Annotated in this window: 13 protein-coding genes; 11 read left to right on the top strand and 2 right to left on the bottom strand. The window is 64.2% G+C overall.

Annotated features, from left to right (window positions below; all coding sequences use genetic code 11):
• Positions 1-48 precede the first annotated feature (48 nt).
• Genes OX459_RS11490 through OX459_RS11475 form a run of 4 tightly spaced genes read left to right on the top strand, consistent with a single transcriptional unit; the run spans position 49 to position 6319 of the window.
• Positions 49-2349 (top strand): hypothetical protein, encoded by a 2301-nt coding sequence (locus tag OX459_RS11490; RefSeq protein ID WP_289905109.1) that lies wholly within the window; start codon positions 49-51, stop codon positions 2347-2349.
• 9 nt (positions 2350-2358) lie between these two features.
• Complete coding sequence (locus OX459_RS11485) at positions 2359-3705, top strand: toxin-antitoxin system YwqK family antitoxin (protein ID WP_289905108.1); 1347 nt, start codon at positions 2359-2361, stop codon at positions 3703-3705.
• Positions 3690-4943, top strand: a complete 1254-nt coding sequence (locus OX459_RS11480; RefSeq protein ID WP_289905107.1) for a toxin-antitoxin system YwqK family antitoxin — start codon at positions 3690-3692, stop codon at positions 4941-4943. The genes OX459_RS11485 and OX459_RS11480 overlap by 16 nt, the downstream gene beginning before the upstream one ends.
• A gap of 11 nt (positions 4944-4954) precedes the next feature.
• Entirely contained in the window at positions 4955-6319 is a 1365-nt protein-coding gene (locus OX459_RS11475) for a toxin-antitoxin system YwqK family antitoxin (RefSeq protein WP_289905106.1), read from the top strand.
• Positions 6320-6358: 39 nt separating this feature from the next.
• On the opposite strand, the gene nadB is transcribed toward OX459_RS11475, so the two are convergent.
• The gene (gene nadB / locus OX459_RS11470) at positions 6359-7972 is read right to left on the bottom strand and encodes an L-aspartate oxidase (protein ID WP_099664111.1); all 1614 of its coding nucleotides are present in this window, start codon (positions 7970-7972) and stop codon (positions 6359-6361) included.
• A 203-nt stretch (positions 7973-8175) separates the two neighbouring features.
• On the opposite strand from nadB, the gene OX459_RS11465 reads away from it, so the two are divergent.
• The 6 genes from OX459_RS11465 to OX459_RS11440 all read left to right on the top strand — a co-directional run bounded on the left by OX459_RS11465 (position 8176) and on the right by OX459_RS11440 (position 15253).
• Complete coding sequence (locus OX459_RS11465; RefSeq protein ID WP_289905105.1) at positions 8176-9564, top strand: TIGR03013 family XrtA/PEP-CTERM system glycosyltransferase; 1389 nt, start codon at positions 8176-8178, stop codon at positions 9562-9564.
• Positions 9561-11612: an XrtA/PEP-CTERM system histidine kinase PrsK gene (gene prsK, locus OX459_RS11460; protein ID WP_289905104.1), complete on the top strand. Its 2052-nt coding sequence runs from the start codon at positions 9561-9563 to the stop codon at positions 11610-11612. The genes OX459_RS11465 and prsK overlap by 4 nt, the downstream gene beginning before the upstream one ends.
• 12 nt (positions 11613-11624) lie before the next feature.
• Positions 11625-12980: a PEP-CTERM-box response regulator transcription factor gene (gene prsR / locus OX459_RS11455; RefSeq protein WP_289905103.1), complete on the top strand. Its 1356-nt coding sequence runs from the start codon at positions 11625-11627 to the stop codon at positions 12978-12980.
• Positions 12981-13074: 94 nt separating this feature from the next.
• Positions 13075-13518 carry a hemerythrin domain-containing protein gene (locus OX459_RS11450; protein ID WP_289898046.1) on the top strand — a complete coding sequence of 148 codons (444 nt, stop codon included), beginning with the start codon at positions 13075-13077 and terminating at the stop codon, positions 13516-13518.
• A gap of 35 nt (positions 13519-13553) precedes the next feature.
• Entirely contained in the window at positions 13554-14465 is a 912-nt protein-coding gene (locus tag OX459_RS11445) for a hypothetical protein (protein WP_289905102.1), read from the top strand.
• A gap of 218 nt (positions 14466-14683) precedes the next feature.
• Positions 14684-15253, top strand: a complete 570-nt coding sequence (locus OX459_RS11440; protein WP_289905101.1) for a DUF1439 domain-containing protein — start codon at positions 14684-14686, stop codon at positions 15251-15253.
• Between the two features lie 8 nt (positions 15254-15261).
• Here the strand turns inward: OX459_RS11440 and OX459_RS11435 are convergent, their stop codons facing one another.
• Positions 15262-15498: a hypothetical protein gene (locus OX459_RS11435; protein WP_289905587.1), complete on the bottom strand. Its 237-nt coding sequence runs from the start codon at positions 15496-15498 to the stop codon at positions 15262-15264.
• A gap of 241 nt (positions 15499-15739) precedes the next feature.
• On the opposite strand from OX459_RS11435, the gene OX459_RS11430 reads away from it, so the two are divergent.
• Positions 15740-17788, top strand: coding sequence for a M13 family metallopeptidase (locus tag OX459_RS11430; RefSeq protein WP_289905100.1), 2049 nt, complete (start codon positions 15740-15742; stop codon positions 17786-17788).
• Positions 17789-17808: the final 20 nt, after the last annotated feature.

The raw sequence follows: 17808 nt of genomic DNA, 5'->3' as shown, positions 1-17808 counted from the left end.
CTGAGTCCGGGTGGAAAAATTTGGCTGGATAAAGTCCGCAGTTTGATCTTGGGCAAACTCGTCAAGAGCGGCGGCGCGGGCAGCGTGTACCTGCTGCCCGGCGCACCCGCGCAGGTTGCCAAGCTGTACCACCCGCACCTGGACCGGGCCGCCAACCGGCGCAAGCTCGAAGCGATGCTGGAATTGTCGCCCGAGCTGCCCGATCAAGTGGAAAACGGCAAGCGCTACGTCCAGATCGCCTGGCCGCAAGCGGCCGTGTTCGATGGCCAGGGCGGCTTTGCCGGTTTCGTCATGCCCTTGCTGGACATGGCGCAGACGGCCGAGCTGGAACAGATCATGCAGGAGCGGCAAGCGCGCGCGGCAGGCTTGCCCACGGGACTCGGTCCCAAGCTGACCCTGGCCGCCAACCTGGCCGCCGTCATCGATGCGCTGCACCAGCAGCAGCATTACGTGGTCGATCTGAAACCCGTGAACCTGCGCTTTTACCGCGATTCGCTGTACATCGCCATGCTCGATTGCGACGGTTTCAGCATCCAGGGCCATGCGGAGCGATTTCCTGCCGAGCAATTCACGGCCGACTACCTGGCGCCGGAATTCCAGCGCAAGGGCATGCCGCCGGGCACGGAAATGGCGCAAGACCGCTTCGCTCTGGCCGTCATCATCTTTCAGTTGCTCAACTTCGGCATCCACCCGTACAGCGGGCGGCCCGGCAATGCGCAAGTGGCGACCGATATTCCCGGGCGCATCCGCGACGGATGCTATGCATATGGCGTGAAGCGCCACAAGCAGCTGGCGCCGAACGCCACCAGCGGCCATGCGCTGATGCCGCCCGAATTGCGGGCCATGTTCGACCGCGCGTTTTCCCAGTCGCCGAAACCCCAGCGGCCCGCGGCGGCCGACTGGGCGCAGTTGCTGCGCGGCTATGCGCAGCGCAGCGGGGGCAAGCTCGTCGTGTGTACCGCGCATCCCGAACACCAGCATTTTGCGGGCCTGGGCTGCGCGGCCTGCGCGCGCGACAAGGTCATCGGTGCGGCCGCGCAAGCGTCCGTGCAGGCGCAGCAGATGCAATTGCAACAGCCGCCGCAGCAGCGCAGCGCGCGCCGCACGGCGCCGGGGCAGGCGCCCGTCGCCATTCCCGCTGCGAATTGGGCCGGCAATGTGGCCGGCAATGTGGCCGGCAATGTGGCGGGCAACGCGGGCGGCGGCATCACGGGCAAGGGCTGGGCCGTGGTGGTGCTCTTGATCGTGCTGTTCCTGATCGGCTTTACGGCCTGGACCTCGTCGTCCGATGAAGTCAAGGACAAGGCCAACTTGCAGGCGCAAGCCGACCAGGCGGCCGGCCTGGAAGTATTTCGCTGGCGCCCGCGCAAGGCGGCAGGTTTCCAGCCGTCCGATGCGCGCAAGGCCGTGCGCAGCCTGTCGCAAGCCGTCAGCAAGGGCGACGATGACGCCGTCACGCGCGGCTTGCAACTGCTGTACCGGGCCGGCGAAGAAAAGCAGTCCGGCTACGGCGGCGACCGCACGCAGGCACAGCTGCGCGCTTCGTTGCTGGAAGGCCTGGGCTGGGTGCCCGGCTATCAGCCGGCGCTGGTCGCCAACTATCTTGATCTGCTGCAAGCCAACCCGCGCGACCATCTGGTGGCGGCGGCCATGGGCCGCATGCACCTGAGCGTGAACGAACCGCAGGCGGCGCGCCAGTACTTCGAGCAAGCCGTGTGGGCGCGCCCGACCGATGGCACGGCCTGGCTGGGCATCGCGGCTGCTGCACAGCTGCGCGGCGGCGACGAGCGCGACGCCGTCAATCTGGTGGCGCTGGCGCGCCTGACGGCTTACCGTTATGCCGTGCAGAACGCCTTGCCGGCCGACCCGGGCGAGCCGGCCGACAATGGCGTCGCGCGCACGATGCAGCGCATGGACCTGACCGCCCGGGTGTTGCGCCTGGCGCAACCGGGCGCCTACCAGAAACGCTGGGACAAGACGCTGGCCGATGGCGCGCTGCTGGCGCAAAAACTCCAGGCCATGCCGCCGCTGCGTGACCAGGTCGGCGGCGTGCAGCGCGAGACGATGACGACGGTCGACTACGGCGTGCTTGATGCAAAGCACGCGACGGGCGAAAACCGCTTGATCCTGTCGATTGCCGCCGACGGCAGCCTGACGCTTGCGACAGCGGAATTGCCGATGGAACCCATGCTCAACAAGGCGCTGCTCGATAGCGTGCAGCGCTGGACCTATCTGCCGGCCGTGCAGCACGGTCAATTGATGGATGTCAAGGTGGTGGTGCTGGTGCGTTACCGCGATGGCCGGGTCAGCTTCGTGCCGGGCGGTATAGCCGTCACGGCGGAAAATTAGAGGAATAGCATGAAAATCAAGACGATATGCGCCGTGCTGGGCGCTTCCTTGCTGTATTCAGCCATGGCGCAGGCGGAAATCGTGCAGCGTCTGGTGGTGACGGCGATGGCCAGCGAGCCGGATAGCGAAGGCGGCGATGTGTTCACTATTGCCGGCACGACGGCCTGCGGCGGCAAGCAGATACGCATGGATGCGCGCTCGGTGAACCTCGACGAGGCGCCGTACGAGGCGCTGAAAGTCCGGCTGGCTGAACGCATGCGCGCCAGGACGCCCATGCTCGTCACCGTGAAAAAATGCCCGGAGGATGCGAGCGTGCCCATCGTGCGCCAGATCGCCGCCTGCACGCCGGCCGCCTGTGCCGATGGCCGGGCGCGACTGTACCTGCACGAGCGTTTCTACCCCATCGAGCAGGAAAACGCGCCCAACGTGCTGCTGTTGCCCTTGCCGAAAGGCAAGCTGCCGCGCACGTGGAAGGTGGAGATTGTCAGCGTGGCGGGCGGCAAGCTGCGCCTGTCGGGCCAGGTCAACCGCGCCGACTATGCGCAGGGCGAGCTGGTAGGCGGCTATGTCACGTATTACCCGGATGGAAAGATCGAGAAACAGGTGGCGCAGGATGGGCAGGGACGGCAGGATGGCGTCACCAGCCTGTATCGTGCGGATGGCAGCCTGGAATCGCGTGGCAACTGGCGCCATGGTTTGCCGGAAGGCACGCACCAGCAATATCACGCCACGGGCCAGCTGCGCGAGGCCAGCGTGTACCGCAACGGACAGCGCGTGGACGGCCCTGTGCAGACGTTTGACGCGAATGGCAAGCTGAGCACCAGTTACGTGCTGCGCGATGGCCGCATGGAAGGCGAACTGCTCTCGTATTTCCCGGATGGAAAAGTAGCCGGCCGCACGCAAGTGAGCAAGGGCAAGTTCAATGGCCGCAGCGCGGAATACTATCCCGATGGCGCCGTGCGCGCCACCATGACGCAGGTCAACGATTTGCCCGTAGGGGAGGCGCTGGAGTTCTATCCCGACGGCAAGGTGCAATCCCGCCAGCAATATGGCGACGAAGGCGGGCTGCTGAGCGTCCGGCGCTACAGCCCCCAGGGCGTGCTGGTACTGGAAAGACGGTGGGATGCGCAATTGCGCGAGCAGGGCACGTCGCGCTCGTGGTATGAAAATGGCAAGCCCGAGCAAGCCATCGAGTACGTGAACGACCGGCGCGACGGCTGGAGCCGCAGCTGGCACGAGGATGGCAGCTTGAAGGGCGAGTGCCAGTATCTGGCCGGCAAGGCCCAGGGTGACTGCGGCGAAGCGCCGCCAGCGCCCGAACTGCAGCGCAAGGAGCAAGCATGGCGCGCACTTTGAAACATTTGTTTGGCGCCATGCTGCTGTTGCCGGCGCTGGTCCATGCGGAAATCGTGCAGCGGCAAGTGGTCACGGCGATCACGGCCGCACCCGGCGGCGGCGATATCCTGACCGTGGACGAGGACACGGGCTGCGGCGGCAGGCAGCTGCGCATGGAGGAAGGGGAGCTGGCGAAGGGGGACGCGTATGCGGCGTTGAGGGCCACGCTGGCCAGGCGTATCCGCGACAAGACGCCGATGCTCGTCACATTGGCCCGGTGCCCGGTGGTGGGCGCGACGGGCGATGCGGCCCTTCCGCTGGTGCGCAAGCTGTCGGCTTGCCAGCCCGGTGCTTGCGCCGACGGCAAGGCGCGCCTGTACCTGGATGAACATCTGGTCCCGCAAGAAAAACGGCTGGCACCTTATATGCTGGTGTTGCCCCTTCCGCCAGGAAAATTATCCGGTGCGTGGCAGGTGGAGATTGTTCACGCAGTGGATGAGCAGAAACCGCGCATGTCGGCCCAGTTCGATGCGGCCGATTTTGTGTCGGGCAAGCCGGTGGGCGGCTATACCGCCTATTACGACGATGGCAAGATCGAAAAGCAGGTGGGACTGGATGCGCAGGGCCGCAAGGATGGCTTGAGCAGCAGCTTCTATCCCGATGGTCTCCCGGAAACACGCGGTGCATGGCGTCACGGTCTGCAAGAGGGCGTGCATGAAACGTTTCATGCTACGGGGAAGCTTTTGGAAGCGTTCACCTACCGCGACGGCATGCAGGTCGACGGGCCGTTCGAGGCGTTTGACGAGGATGGCAATCTGGTTGCGCGCCAAACCTTGCGGAACGGCAAGCTGGACGGTGAAATCATTACCTTTTTCCCTGATGGCAAGGTTGCCAGCCGCGCGCAGGCCGGCGATGGCATGCTCAACGGCCTGTGCACCGAATACTATCCCGATGGCAGCGTACGCAGCACGGTCACGCGAGTCAATGATAAGGCCACCGGCGATGCTCTAGAATATCACCCGAATGGAAAACTGGCCAGCAAGCTCACATACGGCGATGACGGCAAGCGGCGCAGCGCCCGCAGCTTCAATGAGCAGGGCGTGCTGATCCTTGAAGAAGCGTGGGATCCACAGGAGCGCCTGCAGGGGACGATCCGCGCATGGCATGACGATGGCAGCGTGAAAAGCGAATGCCTGTACGTGGCCGGCAAGGCCCAGGGCAAATGCGGAGTGGCGCAGCCATCTCCGGAAACATTATGAAAGGAGCAAGCATGGCGCGCACTGAATTGAAACGCCTGCTTGGCGCCATGCTGCTGTTGCCGGCGCTGGCCCATGCCGAGATCGTGCAGCGGCAAGTGGTCACGGCGATCACGGCCGCGCCCGGCGGCGGCGATATCCTGACCGTGGACGAGGACACGGGCTGCGGCGGCAGGCAGCTGCGCATGGATGCGGCGTCGGTCGGACTGAACGAGGAACAGTATGGCGTCATGAAGGCCGAGCTGGCCAACATGATACGCGACAGGAATCCCTTGCTCGTGCGTTTGCGCGCCTGCCCGGCGCCCGAGCGGACCAAGGCCGAGGCCATTCCCGTCATCCACATGCTGCGCGGCTGCGATGCGCACTGTGCCGACGGCAAGGCGCGGCTCTACCTGAACCACAACCTGTCGCGCGGCGAGGTGATGGAAGAGGCGCGCTATGCGCTGGTCCTGCCGCTGCCGCCCGGCAAGACGCCCGGCACCTGGCAAGTCGCAATCTATCATGTGCGCGAAGGCGAACCGAAGCGGCTGATTGGCCACGTCAACGCTCCCGATTACCTGCGCGGCAAGCTGGTGGGCAACTACAGCATGTATTACCCGCATGGACAAGTCGAGATGCAGATGGAGCGGGATGGGCGCGGCGTGCAGGAGGGTGTGCAGACTCTGTATTACCCGGACGGCAAGGTTTCCATGCGTATTACGTGGCGCAATGGCGTGCAGGACGGGGAGGAGCAGACTTTTCACCAGAATGGCAAGCAGATCGCGTCGCGCACCTACCGCAACGGCGCACGCGCCGATGGTGTGATGGAAACGTTTGACGAGGACGGCAAGCTGAAAACGCGCACGACCCAGGTCAAGGGCAGGACGGATGGCGAATTGCTGCGGTTCTATCCGGACGGCGCCGTGGAAAGCCGCAGCCAGCATGACAACGGCGTCATGACGGGCCCCAGCATCGGATATTTTCCGGATGGCAAGGTGCAGCGCACTGCCAACTACGTGGACGGCAAGCCTGTCGGCGAGAGCGTCGAATATTACCCGGACGGTAAAGTCGCCAGCAAGCGCACGCACATCGATCACTTTGTGTTGCGCAGCGAACAACGCTTCAGCCGGGCCGGCGTATTGATCGTGCACAAACTATGGAACGCGGGCGGCCGCGAGGAGGGCGCCTTGCGTTCCTGGTATGCCGATGGCAAGCCGAGGCAGTTGATCGAGTACGTGGATGGCGAGCGCCAGGGCTGGACCCGGCACTGGCGGGAAGATGGCAGCGTGGAAAGCGAATGCCGCTATGTGGCGGACGAGCCGCAGGGCGCATGCACGGGCGAGTCGGCCAAGATGTCGTACACGGAGGATGGGATCGAGTTTGAGATGCCGGAAGAATAATGCGCGCCGGTACCAGTCCGGCGCGCATTCCAGCCGCGGTTAGCGGTGCGGCGGCGTCAGCACACTCGCTATCGCCTTCGGTAACGTTTCCGGATAATCGCGGCTGAAGTGCAGGCCGCGGCTTTCGCGGCGGGACAGGGCGCTGTTGACGATCATCGAGGCCACGTCGACCAGGTTGCGCAATTCCAGCAAATCGTGGGTGATGCGGAAGTTGCGGTAGTACTCGTCGATTTCTTCCTTCAGCAGGGCGATGCGGTGCTGGGCCCGCTCCAGGCGCTTGGTCGTGCGCACGATGCCCACGTAATTCCACATGAAGCGGCGCAGCTCGTCCCAGTTGTGGGAAATCACCACTTCCTCATCCGCATCCGTGACGCGGCTTTCATCCCAGTCGGGCAGGTATGGCGTGCCCAGTTTTTCCTTGCTTTCGATATCCTGCGCGCAGGCGCGGCCGATGACGATGCATTCCAGCAAGGAATTGCTCGCCAGGCGGTTCGCGCCATGCAAGCCCGTGCACGCCGTCTCGCCCACGGCGTACAGGCCCGGCAGGTCGGCGCGGCCGGACAAATCCGTCACGACGCCGCCGCACGTGTAGTGGGCGGCGGGCACGATGGGGATAGGCTGCTTGGTGATGTCGATGCCCAGTTCCAGGCAGCGCGCGTAGATGGTGGGGAAGTGTTCGATGAGGAATTCGGCCGGCTTGTGGCTGATGTCCAGGTGCACGTAATCGAGACCCCGTTTCTTGATCTCGAAGTCGATGGCGCGCGCCACGACGTCGCGCGGCGCCAGTTCGGCCCGCTCGTCGTGCGCCAGCATGAAGCGCGTGCCAGCCGCCGCGCCCGCTTCGGGCGGCAGCTTCAGCAAGCCCCCTTCGCCACGGATGGCTTCGGTGATCAGGAAGGATTTCGCGTATGGGTGGTACAGGCAAGTGGGGTGGAACTGGATGAATTCCATGTTCGACACGCGGCAGCCGGCGCGCCAGGCCATGGCGATGCCGTCGCCGCTGGCCGTGTCCGGGTTGGTGGTATATAAATACACCTTGCCGGCGCCGCCCGTGGCCAGCACGGTGTGCTCGGCAGCAAAGGTGAGGACTTTCCCCGTTTGCTCATCCTGTACGTACAGGCCGTGGCAATGCGGTTGCGCGTTGCGCTGGGCGGGTTTCATGCCCAGCTTGTCGGAAGTGATCAGGTCGATGGCGCAATGGTGTTCGAACAGGCTGATGTTCGGGTGGGCGCGCACCTTTTCTTCCAGGGTCACTTGCACGGCGTGCCCGGTGGCATCGGCCGCGTGGATGATGCGGCGCTGGCTGTGTCCGCCTTCGCGGGTCAGGTGGAAACCCAGCTCGGCCGTGGCGTCGCGCGTAAACGGCACGCCTTGCTCGATCAGCCATTCGATGGCTTCGCGGCCGTGCTCGACGATGTAGCGCGTGGCGCTCTCGTCGCACAGGCCGCCGCCCGCGATCAGGGTGTCTTCGATGTGCTGCTGGTGGCTGTCGCCCGAGTCCAGCACGGCCGCGATCCCGCCTTGCGCCCAGTTGCTGGCGCCATCGAGCAGCGCGCGTTTGGAAATGATCGCGACGGTGCGCGTCTCAGCTAAATGCAGTGCAACCGATAAACCCGCCAGGCCACTGCCGACAATCGCTACATCAAATTTCATGACATTTATCTTTTTTCAGGGGAAGCATACTATAGTCCATTTCACATCAATCGGTAATGTGTTGAGATAAATTCTGCCAGTGAAAGATAGCTGGGGCCGTAGCTTGTGGCGTATCAATGTCTTCGTGGAACAGTTCGCCATGATGGCAGGAGAGCAGCAGGCCGCCTTGTGCGCGGCGTGTCGCCTTTGCCGCAGGAGGCCCCATGATCCGCATCTTCAGCCATTACGTCTCGAAAACAGCGTTTATCTTGCTGTTGCTGGAAATCCTGATCCTGCTGCTGTCGGCCACCCTGACGTCGCTGCTGTGGCTGGCGGATGGCAGCCGCCTCGTGCGGGCGAGCGAGGTGTATTTGTCGTCCTCGATCTTTGCCCTGGTCATCGTTTTCAGCATGAGCGCGCTGGGCATGTACCAGCACCGCTCGCGCGAAGGCATCCGCAACACCCTGCTGCGCATCCTGCCGTCGTTCGCGCTGGGTTTTGCCGTGCTCAGCGTCTTGATCCGCTTTATTCCTTCCTTGCATTTCGGGCGCGGCAGCGTGCTGATCTTCGGCCTGGGCGCCATCGGCGTGCTGCTGGCGCGCCTGGTGGTGTTCAAATCCTCGCAGTCGGCGCTGATGGAAGGCCGGCTGATCCTGGTGGGTGGCGGGGCGCTGGCGCGCGAATGCATGGAGTTGGCGGCGAGCAAGATCGGTTTCCACCAGTTTACCGTCGTCGGCTGCATCGACGTGGCTGGCGAGCAATGCTGCGTGCCGGCTTCGGCCTTGCTGCCGGCGGAACCGTCGCTGCTGGCCATGGCTCAGCGCCATGCGGCGCATGAAATCGTCGTTTCCGTCAGCGACCGGCGCAATGGTGCATTTCCTGCCAAGCAACTACTGGAATGCGCGCTGGGCGGCGTGAAAGTGATCGACGCGGCCACGTTCTTCGAGCGCGAAGCGTGCCAGATCCGCATCGATTCCTTGCAACCGAGCTATCTGATCTATGGCGGCGGCTTCGACCAGAGTTTTTTCCGCGCCGCCTCGAAGCGGTTGTTCGACCTGGCCGCCAGCGGCGTCATCTGCCTGGCGGCGTTGCCCGTGATGCTGGCGACGGCCGTGTGCATCCGCCTGGAAGACGGCGGCCCCGTGTTTTACCAGCAAGAGCGGGTGGGGCGCGACGGCTTGCCCTTCAATGTGCTGAAATTTCGCAGCATGCGCTGCGACGCGGAGCGCGATGGCAAGCCCATCTGGGCGCTGGACAACGATGCGCGCATCACGCGCGTGGGCAAGCTGATCCGCAAGCTGCGTATCGACGAGTTGCCGCAGATGCTCAATGTGTTTCGCGGCGAGATGAGTTTCGTAGGGCCGCGGCCCGAGCGCGCCTACTTTGTCGAGCAATTGAAGCAGCAGGTACCGTACTACAACATTCGTCACAGCATCAAGCCGGGCATCACGGGCCTGGCGCAGGTGCGCTATCAATATGGCGCCTCCGTCGACGATGCCGTCAAAAAACTGCAATACGATCTGTATTATGTGAAAAACAATAGCCTGTTCCTCGACTTGCTGATCTTGCTCGACACGGTGCAGGTGGTGCTGTTTGGCAAGGGCAGCCGATGATGCGGGCGCAGTCGGACTGGCTGGCGGCGGCCGATGCGGCGGCCCTCAGCCACGGCCTGGCGTCGCTGGCCTTCTTCGTGCTGGCTCTGCTACTGATCAGCAACTGGCGCGCGCGGCAAAACGTGCGCGCCTTGCTGGTCGCCTGCCTGGCGACGGGCGGCTGGGCGACGGGCACGGTCGTGCTGGTGCTGCTGGGACAGCGCACGGCGCTGGCCGGCGATGCGCTGGAACTGCTGCGCACCCTGGCCTGGCTGGTGTTCCTGCTGCTGCTGATCGAACCGGCGCGGTCCCGTTTGCGCCTGGTGCTGGCCGGCATCGCCCTCACGGCGCTGGCGCCCTGGCTGCTGTCCATGGCCTCGTCCTGGCTGGCGCTGCCTTTGCCGGCGCGACTCATCGCCAGTGTCTGCCGTTTGCTGCTGGCCGTGCTGGGCATGTTGCTGGTGGAACAGTGGTACCGCAATACGCCGCCCTTGAAACGCTGGGGCATCAAGTTTGCGTGCCTGGGTGTCGGTGGCCTGTTCGCCTACGATTTCTACCTGTACAGCGACGCCTTGCTGTTTCGCGCGGTCAACGACGACATCTGGGCCGCGCGCGGCATCGTCGACGCCCTGTGCGCACCCCTGCTGGCCGTCTCGGCCGCGCGCAATCCCGGCTGGGCGCTGGGTTTGTCCGTGTCGCGCCAGATGCTGTACCGCTCGGCCGCCTTGCTGGGCTCGGCCATCTATTTGCTGGCCATGGCGGCCAGCGCCTACTATTTGCGCTACTTCGGCGGCACCTGGGGTTCCTTGATGCAAATGGCCTACCTGGGCGGCGCGGCCTTGCTGCTGGCGGGCGTGCTGTTTTCCGGCAGCTTGCGCGCCAAGCTGAAGGTGACGATCAACAAGCATTTCTACAATGCCATCTTCGATTATCGCGAGGAGTGGCTGCGGTTTACGCGCGCGCTGTCCGAAGACGGGCCTGACCTGGGCGAACGCACGATACAGGCCATGGCGCAGCTGGTGGAAAGCCGCGCCGGCGCGCTGTGGATCTTGCGCGAGCAGGACCGGTTCGCGCCGGCCGCCAGCTGGAACTGGCCGCCGGGCACGTGGAGCGAGCCGGCGTCCGGCCCCCTGTGCCAGTTCCTGGAAGCAAGACAATGGGTGATCGACGTGCCCGACTGGGTGCAGAATCCGGACCAGTACGGCGGCTTGCCGTTGCCGCCCGCGCTGCTGGCGCTGCCCGACGTGTGGCTGCTGGTGCCCTTGATGCTGCATGGCCAGCTGTTCGCCTTTGTCGCGCTGGCGCGGCCCCGCACGCGTATCGGCCTGAACTGGGAAATCCGCGACGTGCTGAAAATTGCCGGCAGCCAGGCCGCCAGCTACCTGGCGCACCGCGAATCGCTCGCTACCCTGACGGTGGCGCGCCAGTTCGACTCGTTCAACCGCATGTCCACCTTCATCGTGCACGATCTCAAGAATTTGGTGTTCCAGCTGTCGCTGCTACTGAGCAATGCCGAGAAGCACCGCGCCAATCCCGCCTTCCAGGAAGACATGCTGGGCACTTTGGACCATTCCGTGCAGAAAATGAAGACCCTGCTGCAGAAACTGGCGCGCGGCGAAGCGCCGGAAGCACCGGCGCCGCTGCTGCTGGACGGCTTGTTGCGCCAGGCCGTGGCGGCCAAGGCCAGCCTGGCGCCGGCCCCGTGCCTGGAAATCGTCGATGGCGAACTGACGGTGCTGGCCAACCGCGCGCGGCTGGAGCGGGTGCTGGGCCATTTGATCCAGAACGCCATCGAGGCCACGGCCAGCGACGGCAAGGTGGCCGTGCGCTTGCGGCGCGTGCAGCATACGGCCGTCGTCGAGCTCGACGATACGGGGCAGGGCATGAGCGAACAGTTCATCCGCGAACGTCTATTTACACCGTTCGACACGACCAAGACGGCGGGCATGGGCATCGGCGTGTTCGAAAGCCGCGAATACCTGCGCGAAGTGGGCGGCAGCCTGGAAGTGCGCAGCGAGCCGCAAGTGGGCACGACGTTTCGCGTGATCCTGCCGCTGCATGCGGCATAGCAAAGGAGTGCCATGGGCAAACAGAAACTGCTGGTCATCGAAGACGATCCCGGCCTGCAAAAGCAGTTGCACTGGAGTTTTGACGGTTACGACGTCTTGCTGGCGGGCGAGCGCGAGGCGGCGCTGGCGCTCGTGCGGCGCCACCAGCCGGCCGTGGTGACGATGGACCTGGGCTTGCCGCCCGATCCGGACGGCGCCACGGAAGGGCTGGCCACCCTGCAGCAAATCCTCGCGCTGGCGCCGGACACGAAAGTCATCATCCTGTCGGGCAACCAGGAGCGCGCGCATGCCTTGAAGGCCATCGCGCTGGGCGCCTACGATTTTCACCAGAAACCGTTCGAGGCCGACATGCTGGGCCTGGTCATCGCGCGCGCGTTTTACTTGCACGCGATGCAGCAGGAAAACCGCCGCATGCTGCAGACCCAGGCCGACTCGCCCCTGGCCGGCATCGTCAGCCGCGATCCCGGCATGCTGAAATTGTGCCGCAACGTGGAAAAAGTGGCGCCCTCGTCGGCCAGCGTGATGCTGCTGGGCGATTCGGGCAGTGGCAAGGAGTTGATCGCGCGGGGATTGCATGCGCTGTCGAGCCGCCATGCGCAGCGTTTCGTTGCCATCAATTGCGCAGCCATCCCGGAAAACCTGCTGGAAAGCGAGCTGTTCGGCTATGAGCGGGGCGCGTTCACGGGCGCGGCGCGGCAAACCCTGGGCAAGATCGAACTGGCCCACGGCGGCACGTTCTTTCTCGATGAAATCGGCGACATGCCGATGCCGCTGCAGGCGAAATTGCTGCGCTTCCTGCAGGAGCGGGTCATCGAAAGGGTGGGCGGGCGCGCCGAGATCGCCGTCGACGTGCGTATCGTCTGCGCCACGCACCAGGACCTGAAAGTGCTGGCGGAACAGGGACGTTTCCGCGAAGACTTGTTTTACCGCCTCAGCGAAATCGTCTTGCGCATTCCGCCCTTGCGCGAGCGGGCCGGCGATTGCACCTTGCTGGCGCAGCATTTCAAGAACAAGTTCTGCGCCAGCGAGGGCCGCAGCAACCTGCATTTCAGCGCGGGCGCGCTGCAGCTGATCGAAAGCTATGGCTGGCCCGGCAATGTGCGCGAAGTGGAAAACTGCATCAAGCGGGCCGTCATCATGTGCGACGGGCCGCAGATCGCCGCCGACGACCTGGGCTTGCCCGCCAGCGCCCGGGCGGCGCCCCCGGACGAGCCGCTGAACCTGCGCCAGGCCCGCGAAGGGGCCGAATACAGGGTGATGGTGCGCGCGCTGGCGCGGGCCGACGGCAATATCGCCAAGGCGGCCGAGCTGCTGGGCGTGAGCCGGCCCACCCTGTACGACCTGATGGGCCACCACGGCATCAAGTAGGCGAATGTATTAAAAATCAAGATTGTGTAAGGCGTCGCACATACGCTGGCGCCGCCGTGGCGCATCCTTGCCTCATCCACAACGAGGAGGCGCCATGAACGCGATCAGTTTATTGATGCAGGACCATAAGGCCGTGAAGGCTTTGTTTGCACAATATGAAGGCTTGAGCGACCGCTCATTTGCCACCAAGAAAAAGCTGGCCGATCAGATCTGTCAGGAATTGACCGTGCACACGCAGCTGGAAGAAGAAATCTTTTACCCGGCCGTGCGCCGCCCCATCCACGATGGCGATCTGATGGATGAAGCCGTCGTCGAGCACGCGAGCGCCAAGGAACTCATCGCGCAGATCGAAGCGATGGACCCTGCCGACGACCTGTACGACGCCAAGGTCAAGGTGCTGTCCGAACAGATCGAGCACCACGTCAAGGAAGAAGAGGGCGACATGTTTCCCAAGGTGCGCCACACGGCCGTCGACCTCGATGCGCTTGGCAAGGAAATGGCCGCGCGCAAGGAACAGCTGACGGGCGTCGCCGCCTGAACGGCTTAAACAATCAACAACCAAGGGAGTATTTCATGCAAGCTACACAACTGTCCGTCTCGGACTTGAACAATCCGGGCGTCTCCTGGGGCGCCGTGCTGGCGGGCGCTGCCGCTGCGGCCGCCTTGTCCTTCATCCTGCTGATCCTCGGCGTGGGCCTGGGCCTGTCGTCCGTGTCGCCGTGGTCGTTCAATGCGACGGCCATCGGCGTGTCGACCATCGCCTGGCTGGCCTTCATGCAACTGGCCGCGTCCGGCATCGGCGGCTACATGGCGGGCCGCCTGCGCGTGAAATGGAGCTCCATCCACACGGATGAAGTGCATTTCCGCGATACGGCGCACGGTTTGCTGGCCTGGGCCGTGGCCACCCTGATCACCGTGGCAGTGCTGGCCGGCGGCACGCGGGCCGTGCTGAGCGGCGCCATTGATGCGGGCAGCGGCGTGGCGGCGGCAGTGGGCCCGGCCGTAGGGGCGGGCGCTGCGGCGGCCGGCGCCAAGGCGGGCGAGGGCAGCAGTGCCAATCCGCTTGATTATTACTCGGACATGCTGCTGCGCGCCGCTCCGGCGGCCGGGGCGGGTGAAGCGGGCGGCGTATCCGCCGGGCAGCGCGGCGAAATCGGCAAGATCTTCGCCACCGGCCTGTCCACGGGCAGCCTGGCCGCCGATGACCGCGCCTACCTGGGCCAGGTCGTCGCCAGCCGCACGGGCTTGACGCAGGCGGAGGCGGAAGCGCGCGTCGACGCCGTCTACGCCCGCGCCGCCAAGGCTGCTGCCGATGCCAAGGCGCAGGCACAGCAAGCGGCCGATACGGCCCGCAAGGCCGGCGCCCATACGGCGCTGTGGATGTTCGTCGCCTTGCTGCTGGGTGCTTTCGTGGCCAGCCTGGCTGCAACGTTTGGCGGCCGCCAGCGCGACCATGAGCGCGTGCTGCGCCATGTGACCATTTAATTCACCGATTAATCCACCAATTCAATCCAGGAGATTGCCATGCGTTCCATCCTCTTGCTGTTGCTGGGCATTCCATTGCCCATCGTTATACTGATCGCCCTGTTCGTGCGCTGACAAGGCCCACATGCAAACCGGCGTCCGCTGCAAGGTGGGCGCCGGTTTTTGCGTGAAAGCGGGCGCATGTGTAATATGGCGCCATCTTTCCACCGAGACTATCCATGAACGTGACCGCCTTTCGTCCCTTGCTGAAAACCGCCGCCATCGCCGCCTTGGCTTGCAGCGCGCTGGCCGCGTGCTCCACCCTGATCGGCCCGCGCGACGTGAATGTGTCGCTGAGCAAGATGCAGCAAGGCCTGGAGCGCCGCTTTCCCATCGACAAGCGGGTGCTGTCCGTGCTGGATGTCAAGCTGACGCATCCGCAATTGTCGCTGCAGCCCGAGCGCGAAAGAGTCGCCCTCAGCGTGGACGCCAGCGTCTTGCCGCCATTCATACGCCAAAGCTGGCGCGGCAGCCTGGCCATGTCGGGCCGCCTCGTGCTTGACGCCCAGCGCAACGCCGTCTACCTGAGCGAAGCGAGCGTGGACAAGGTGACCATCGACGGCATGGACGAGTCGCAGCAGCGCCAGTTCGCCAAGGTGGCCAGCCTGGTGGCCGACCAGCTCATGCATGAAACGCCGATCTATACGTTCAAACCCGACGAATTGCGCTATGCGGGCGTGCAATTCGTGCCCACGCAGATCCGGACTACGGGCAACGGGTTGACGGTGACGTTCGAGCCGGTGAAATAAGAAAGTAGCTAGGCCTGGAACGCGGGCGTGGTGATTTGCGTGGCCGTGTTATTGCGCGGCGTCGCCTCTTCATGGAACAGGTCCGCCAGGTATTCGCATAACGCATCGCCTTGAATATCGTCGGGAATGATGAAATCGGCGGGTCTGCGCTTGCCTTCCGCGCCGAGATAGAAGGCGCGCCATGCTCCTTGTTGCCCCCGGACGGCAATCAGCGTGCCGAAAATATTGAATCTGCATTCCTGCATCAAACTTCTCCAGTCCAAGAGCCAGGCAAAAAAGGTGGTGAGCGACAGGTATGGCTATTGCCAGATGGTAACATTTGCTGGTCATCGGCGCGGGCTTGAGGCGTGCTGCAGCGAACATCGGATCACCGGGATTGTTCAACCGACATTGTTTCCCCACAAGCATGCCGACTATAATCCGACCTCTCATGCCTGGATACAGCATGTTCCCCAACATGAAGTCAAAACAATTAAAGGAATCTTCGTGAAACGTTCGCTTGTCGGCGCCGCCTGCTGCGCCTTGTTCGCCTTGTCTTCGCCGTCGCTGTACGCCCAGGAGGCGAGCAATCCGACCGCGCCGGTCTCCGGCATCGACCTGAAAACCTTGGACCCGGCAGTCAGCCCTCGTGACGACTTCTACGGCTACGTCAACGGCGTCTGGACCCGCAATACGGACATCCCGGCCGACAAATCCGTCTGGGGCACGTATATCGAATTGCGCGAAATCGCGCAGGGCCAGTTGCGCGGCCTGATCGATGCCACCGTCAAGAACCCCGGCAAGCCCGGCAGCGAGGCGCACAAGATCGCCGACCTGTACACGAGTTTCATGAACGACAAGGCGCGCAATGCGGCCGGCTTCAAGCCGCTGCGCGCCGAGCTGGCCCGCGTGGCTGGCGTGAAAGACAAGAAGGACTTGCCGGCACTGCTGGCTTACCTGCAGGGCAATGGCGTTGCCACGCCGTTTTCCGCCTACGTGGCGCCCGATGCGCAAGACCCCGAGCGCTACACGGTCAACATCAGCCAGTCCGGCCTGGGCTTGCCTGACCGCGATTACTACCTGAAGGATGACGACGCCAAGCTGCAAGCCGTGCGCGCCAAATACCTCAAGCACGTCGAAACTATGCTGGCCATGAGCGGCGACAAGGCCGCTGCCGCGCACGCGGCGCAAATCCTCGACCTCGAAACGCGCCTGGCGGCGGTGCAGTGGACGCGCGTGCAGATGCGCGACCCCGTCAAATCGTACAACCGCGTCGATTTCGACAAGTTCGCGGCGCTGGCGCCGGCCTTCGACTGGAACGCCTACTTTACGGCTGCCGGCCTGGCGCCGAAAGCCACCTCGGCCGTGGTGCGCCAGCCCAGCTTCATGACAGGTTTTGCCGAGACCGTGGCCGCCGTGCCGCTGGAAGCGTGGAAAAGCTACCTGAACTGGCGCATCATCGAAAGCTATGCCTCCTACCTGGACAGCGCCGCCGTCAAGGAACGCTTCGCCTTCGATGGCACGGTGCTGCGCGGCGTGCCGCAAAGCGAACCGCAGTGGCAGCTGGCGCTGCGCTTCACGGATAACGCAATCAGCGACGCCGTCGGCAAGCGCTACGTGGAAATGTATTTGCCGCCGGAAACCCGGCCCCGCGTGATGGCCATGTTCGACAATTTCGTCGCCTCGTTCAAGGATGGCATCGAGCAGCTGGACTGGATGGGACCGGAAACCAAGAAGGAAGCCCAGCTCAAGCTGGCCGCCCTGAAGCCGAAGATCGCGTATCCCGCTACCTGGCGCGACTACGGCAGCATGAAGACGCAGCCGAACGACCTGATCGCCAACGTGCGCGCCGCGCGCGCGTGGAGCCGCCAGCAAAACCTGGCCAAGCTGGGCAAGCCGGTGGACCGCGACGAATGGTCGATGACGCCGCAAACCGTCAACGCCAGCTACAGCCCGGCCCTCAACGCCATCACGATCCCGGCCGCCATTTTGCAGCCGCCGTTCTTCAACGTGAAAGCGGAAGACGCCGTCAATTACGGCTTGCTCGGCATCACTTTCGGCCATGAAATCAGCCATGCCTTCGACGATTCGGGCAGCCAGTACGACGCCAAGGGCCGTCTGCGCAACTGGTGGACGGCGGAGGACCGCGCGGCCTTCAAGGCGCTGGCGGCCGGGCTCGTCAAGCAATACGGCGCCTACAGCCCCGTGCCTGGCTACCATATCAATGGCGAACTCACCCTGGGCGAAAACATCGGTGACAATTCCGGCCTGTCGATCACCTACAAGGCGTACCAGCGTTCGCTCGGCGGCAAGCCGTCGCCCGTCATCGATGGCTTGACGGGCGAACAGCGCCTGTACATCGGCTTTGCGCAGAAATGGCGCGCGAAATTGCGTCCGGAAGCGGCCATCGCCCAGATCAAGAGCGACCCCCATTCGCCGGGCGAATTCCGCGCCAAGGGCACGGTCAAGAATCAGCCCGGCTTTTACGAAGCGTTCGGCATCAAGCCGGGCGACCCGATGTACCTGCCGCCCGAGCAGCGCGTGATCATGTGGTAATCAGCTAGGGCGTTGGGCAA

Origin of the sequence: Janthinobacterium sp. SUN026, assembly GCF_030397625.1 — a bacterium.
GTDB classification, from domain to species: Bacteria; Pseudomonadota; Gammaproteobacteria; order Burkholderiales; family Burkholderiaceae_D; genus Janthinobacterium; species Janthinobacterium kumbetense.
This window is presented reverse-complemented; position numbering and strand designations above follow the sequence as displayed.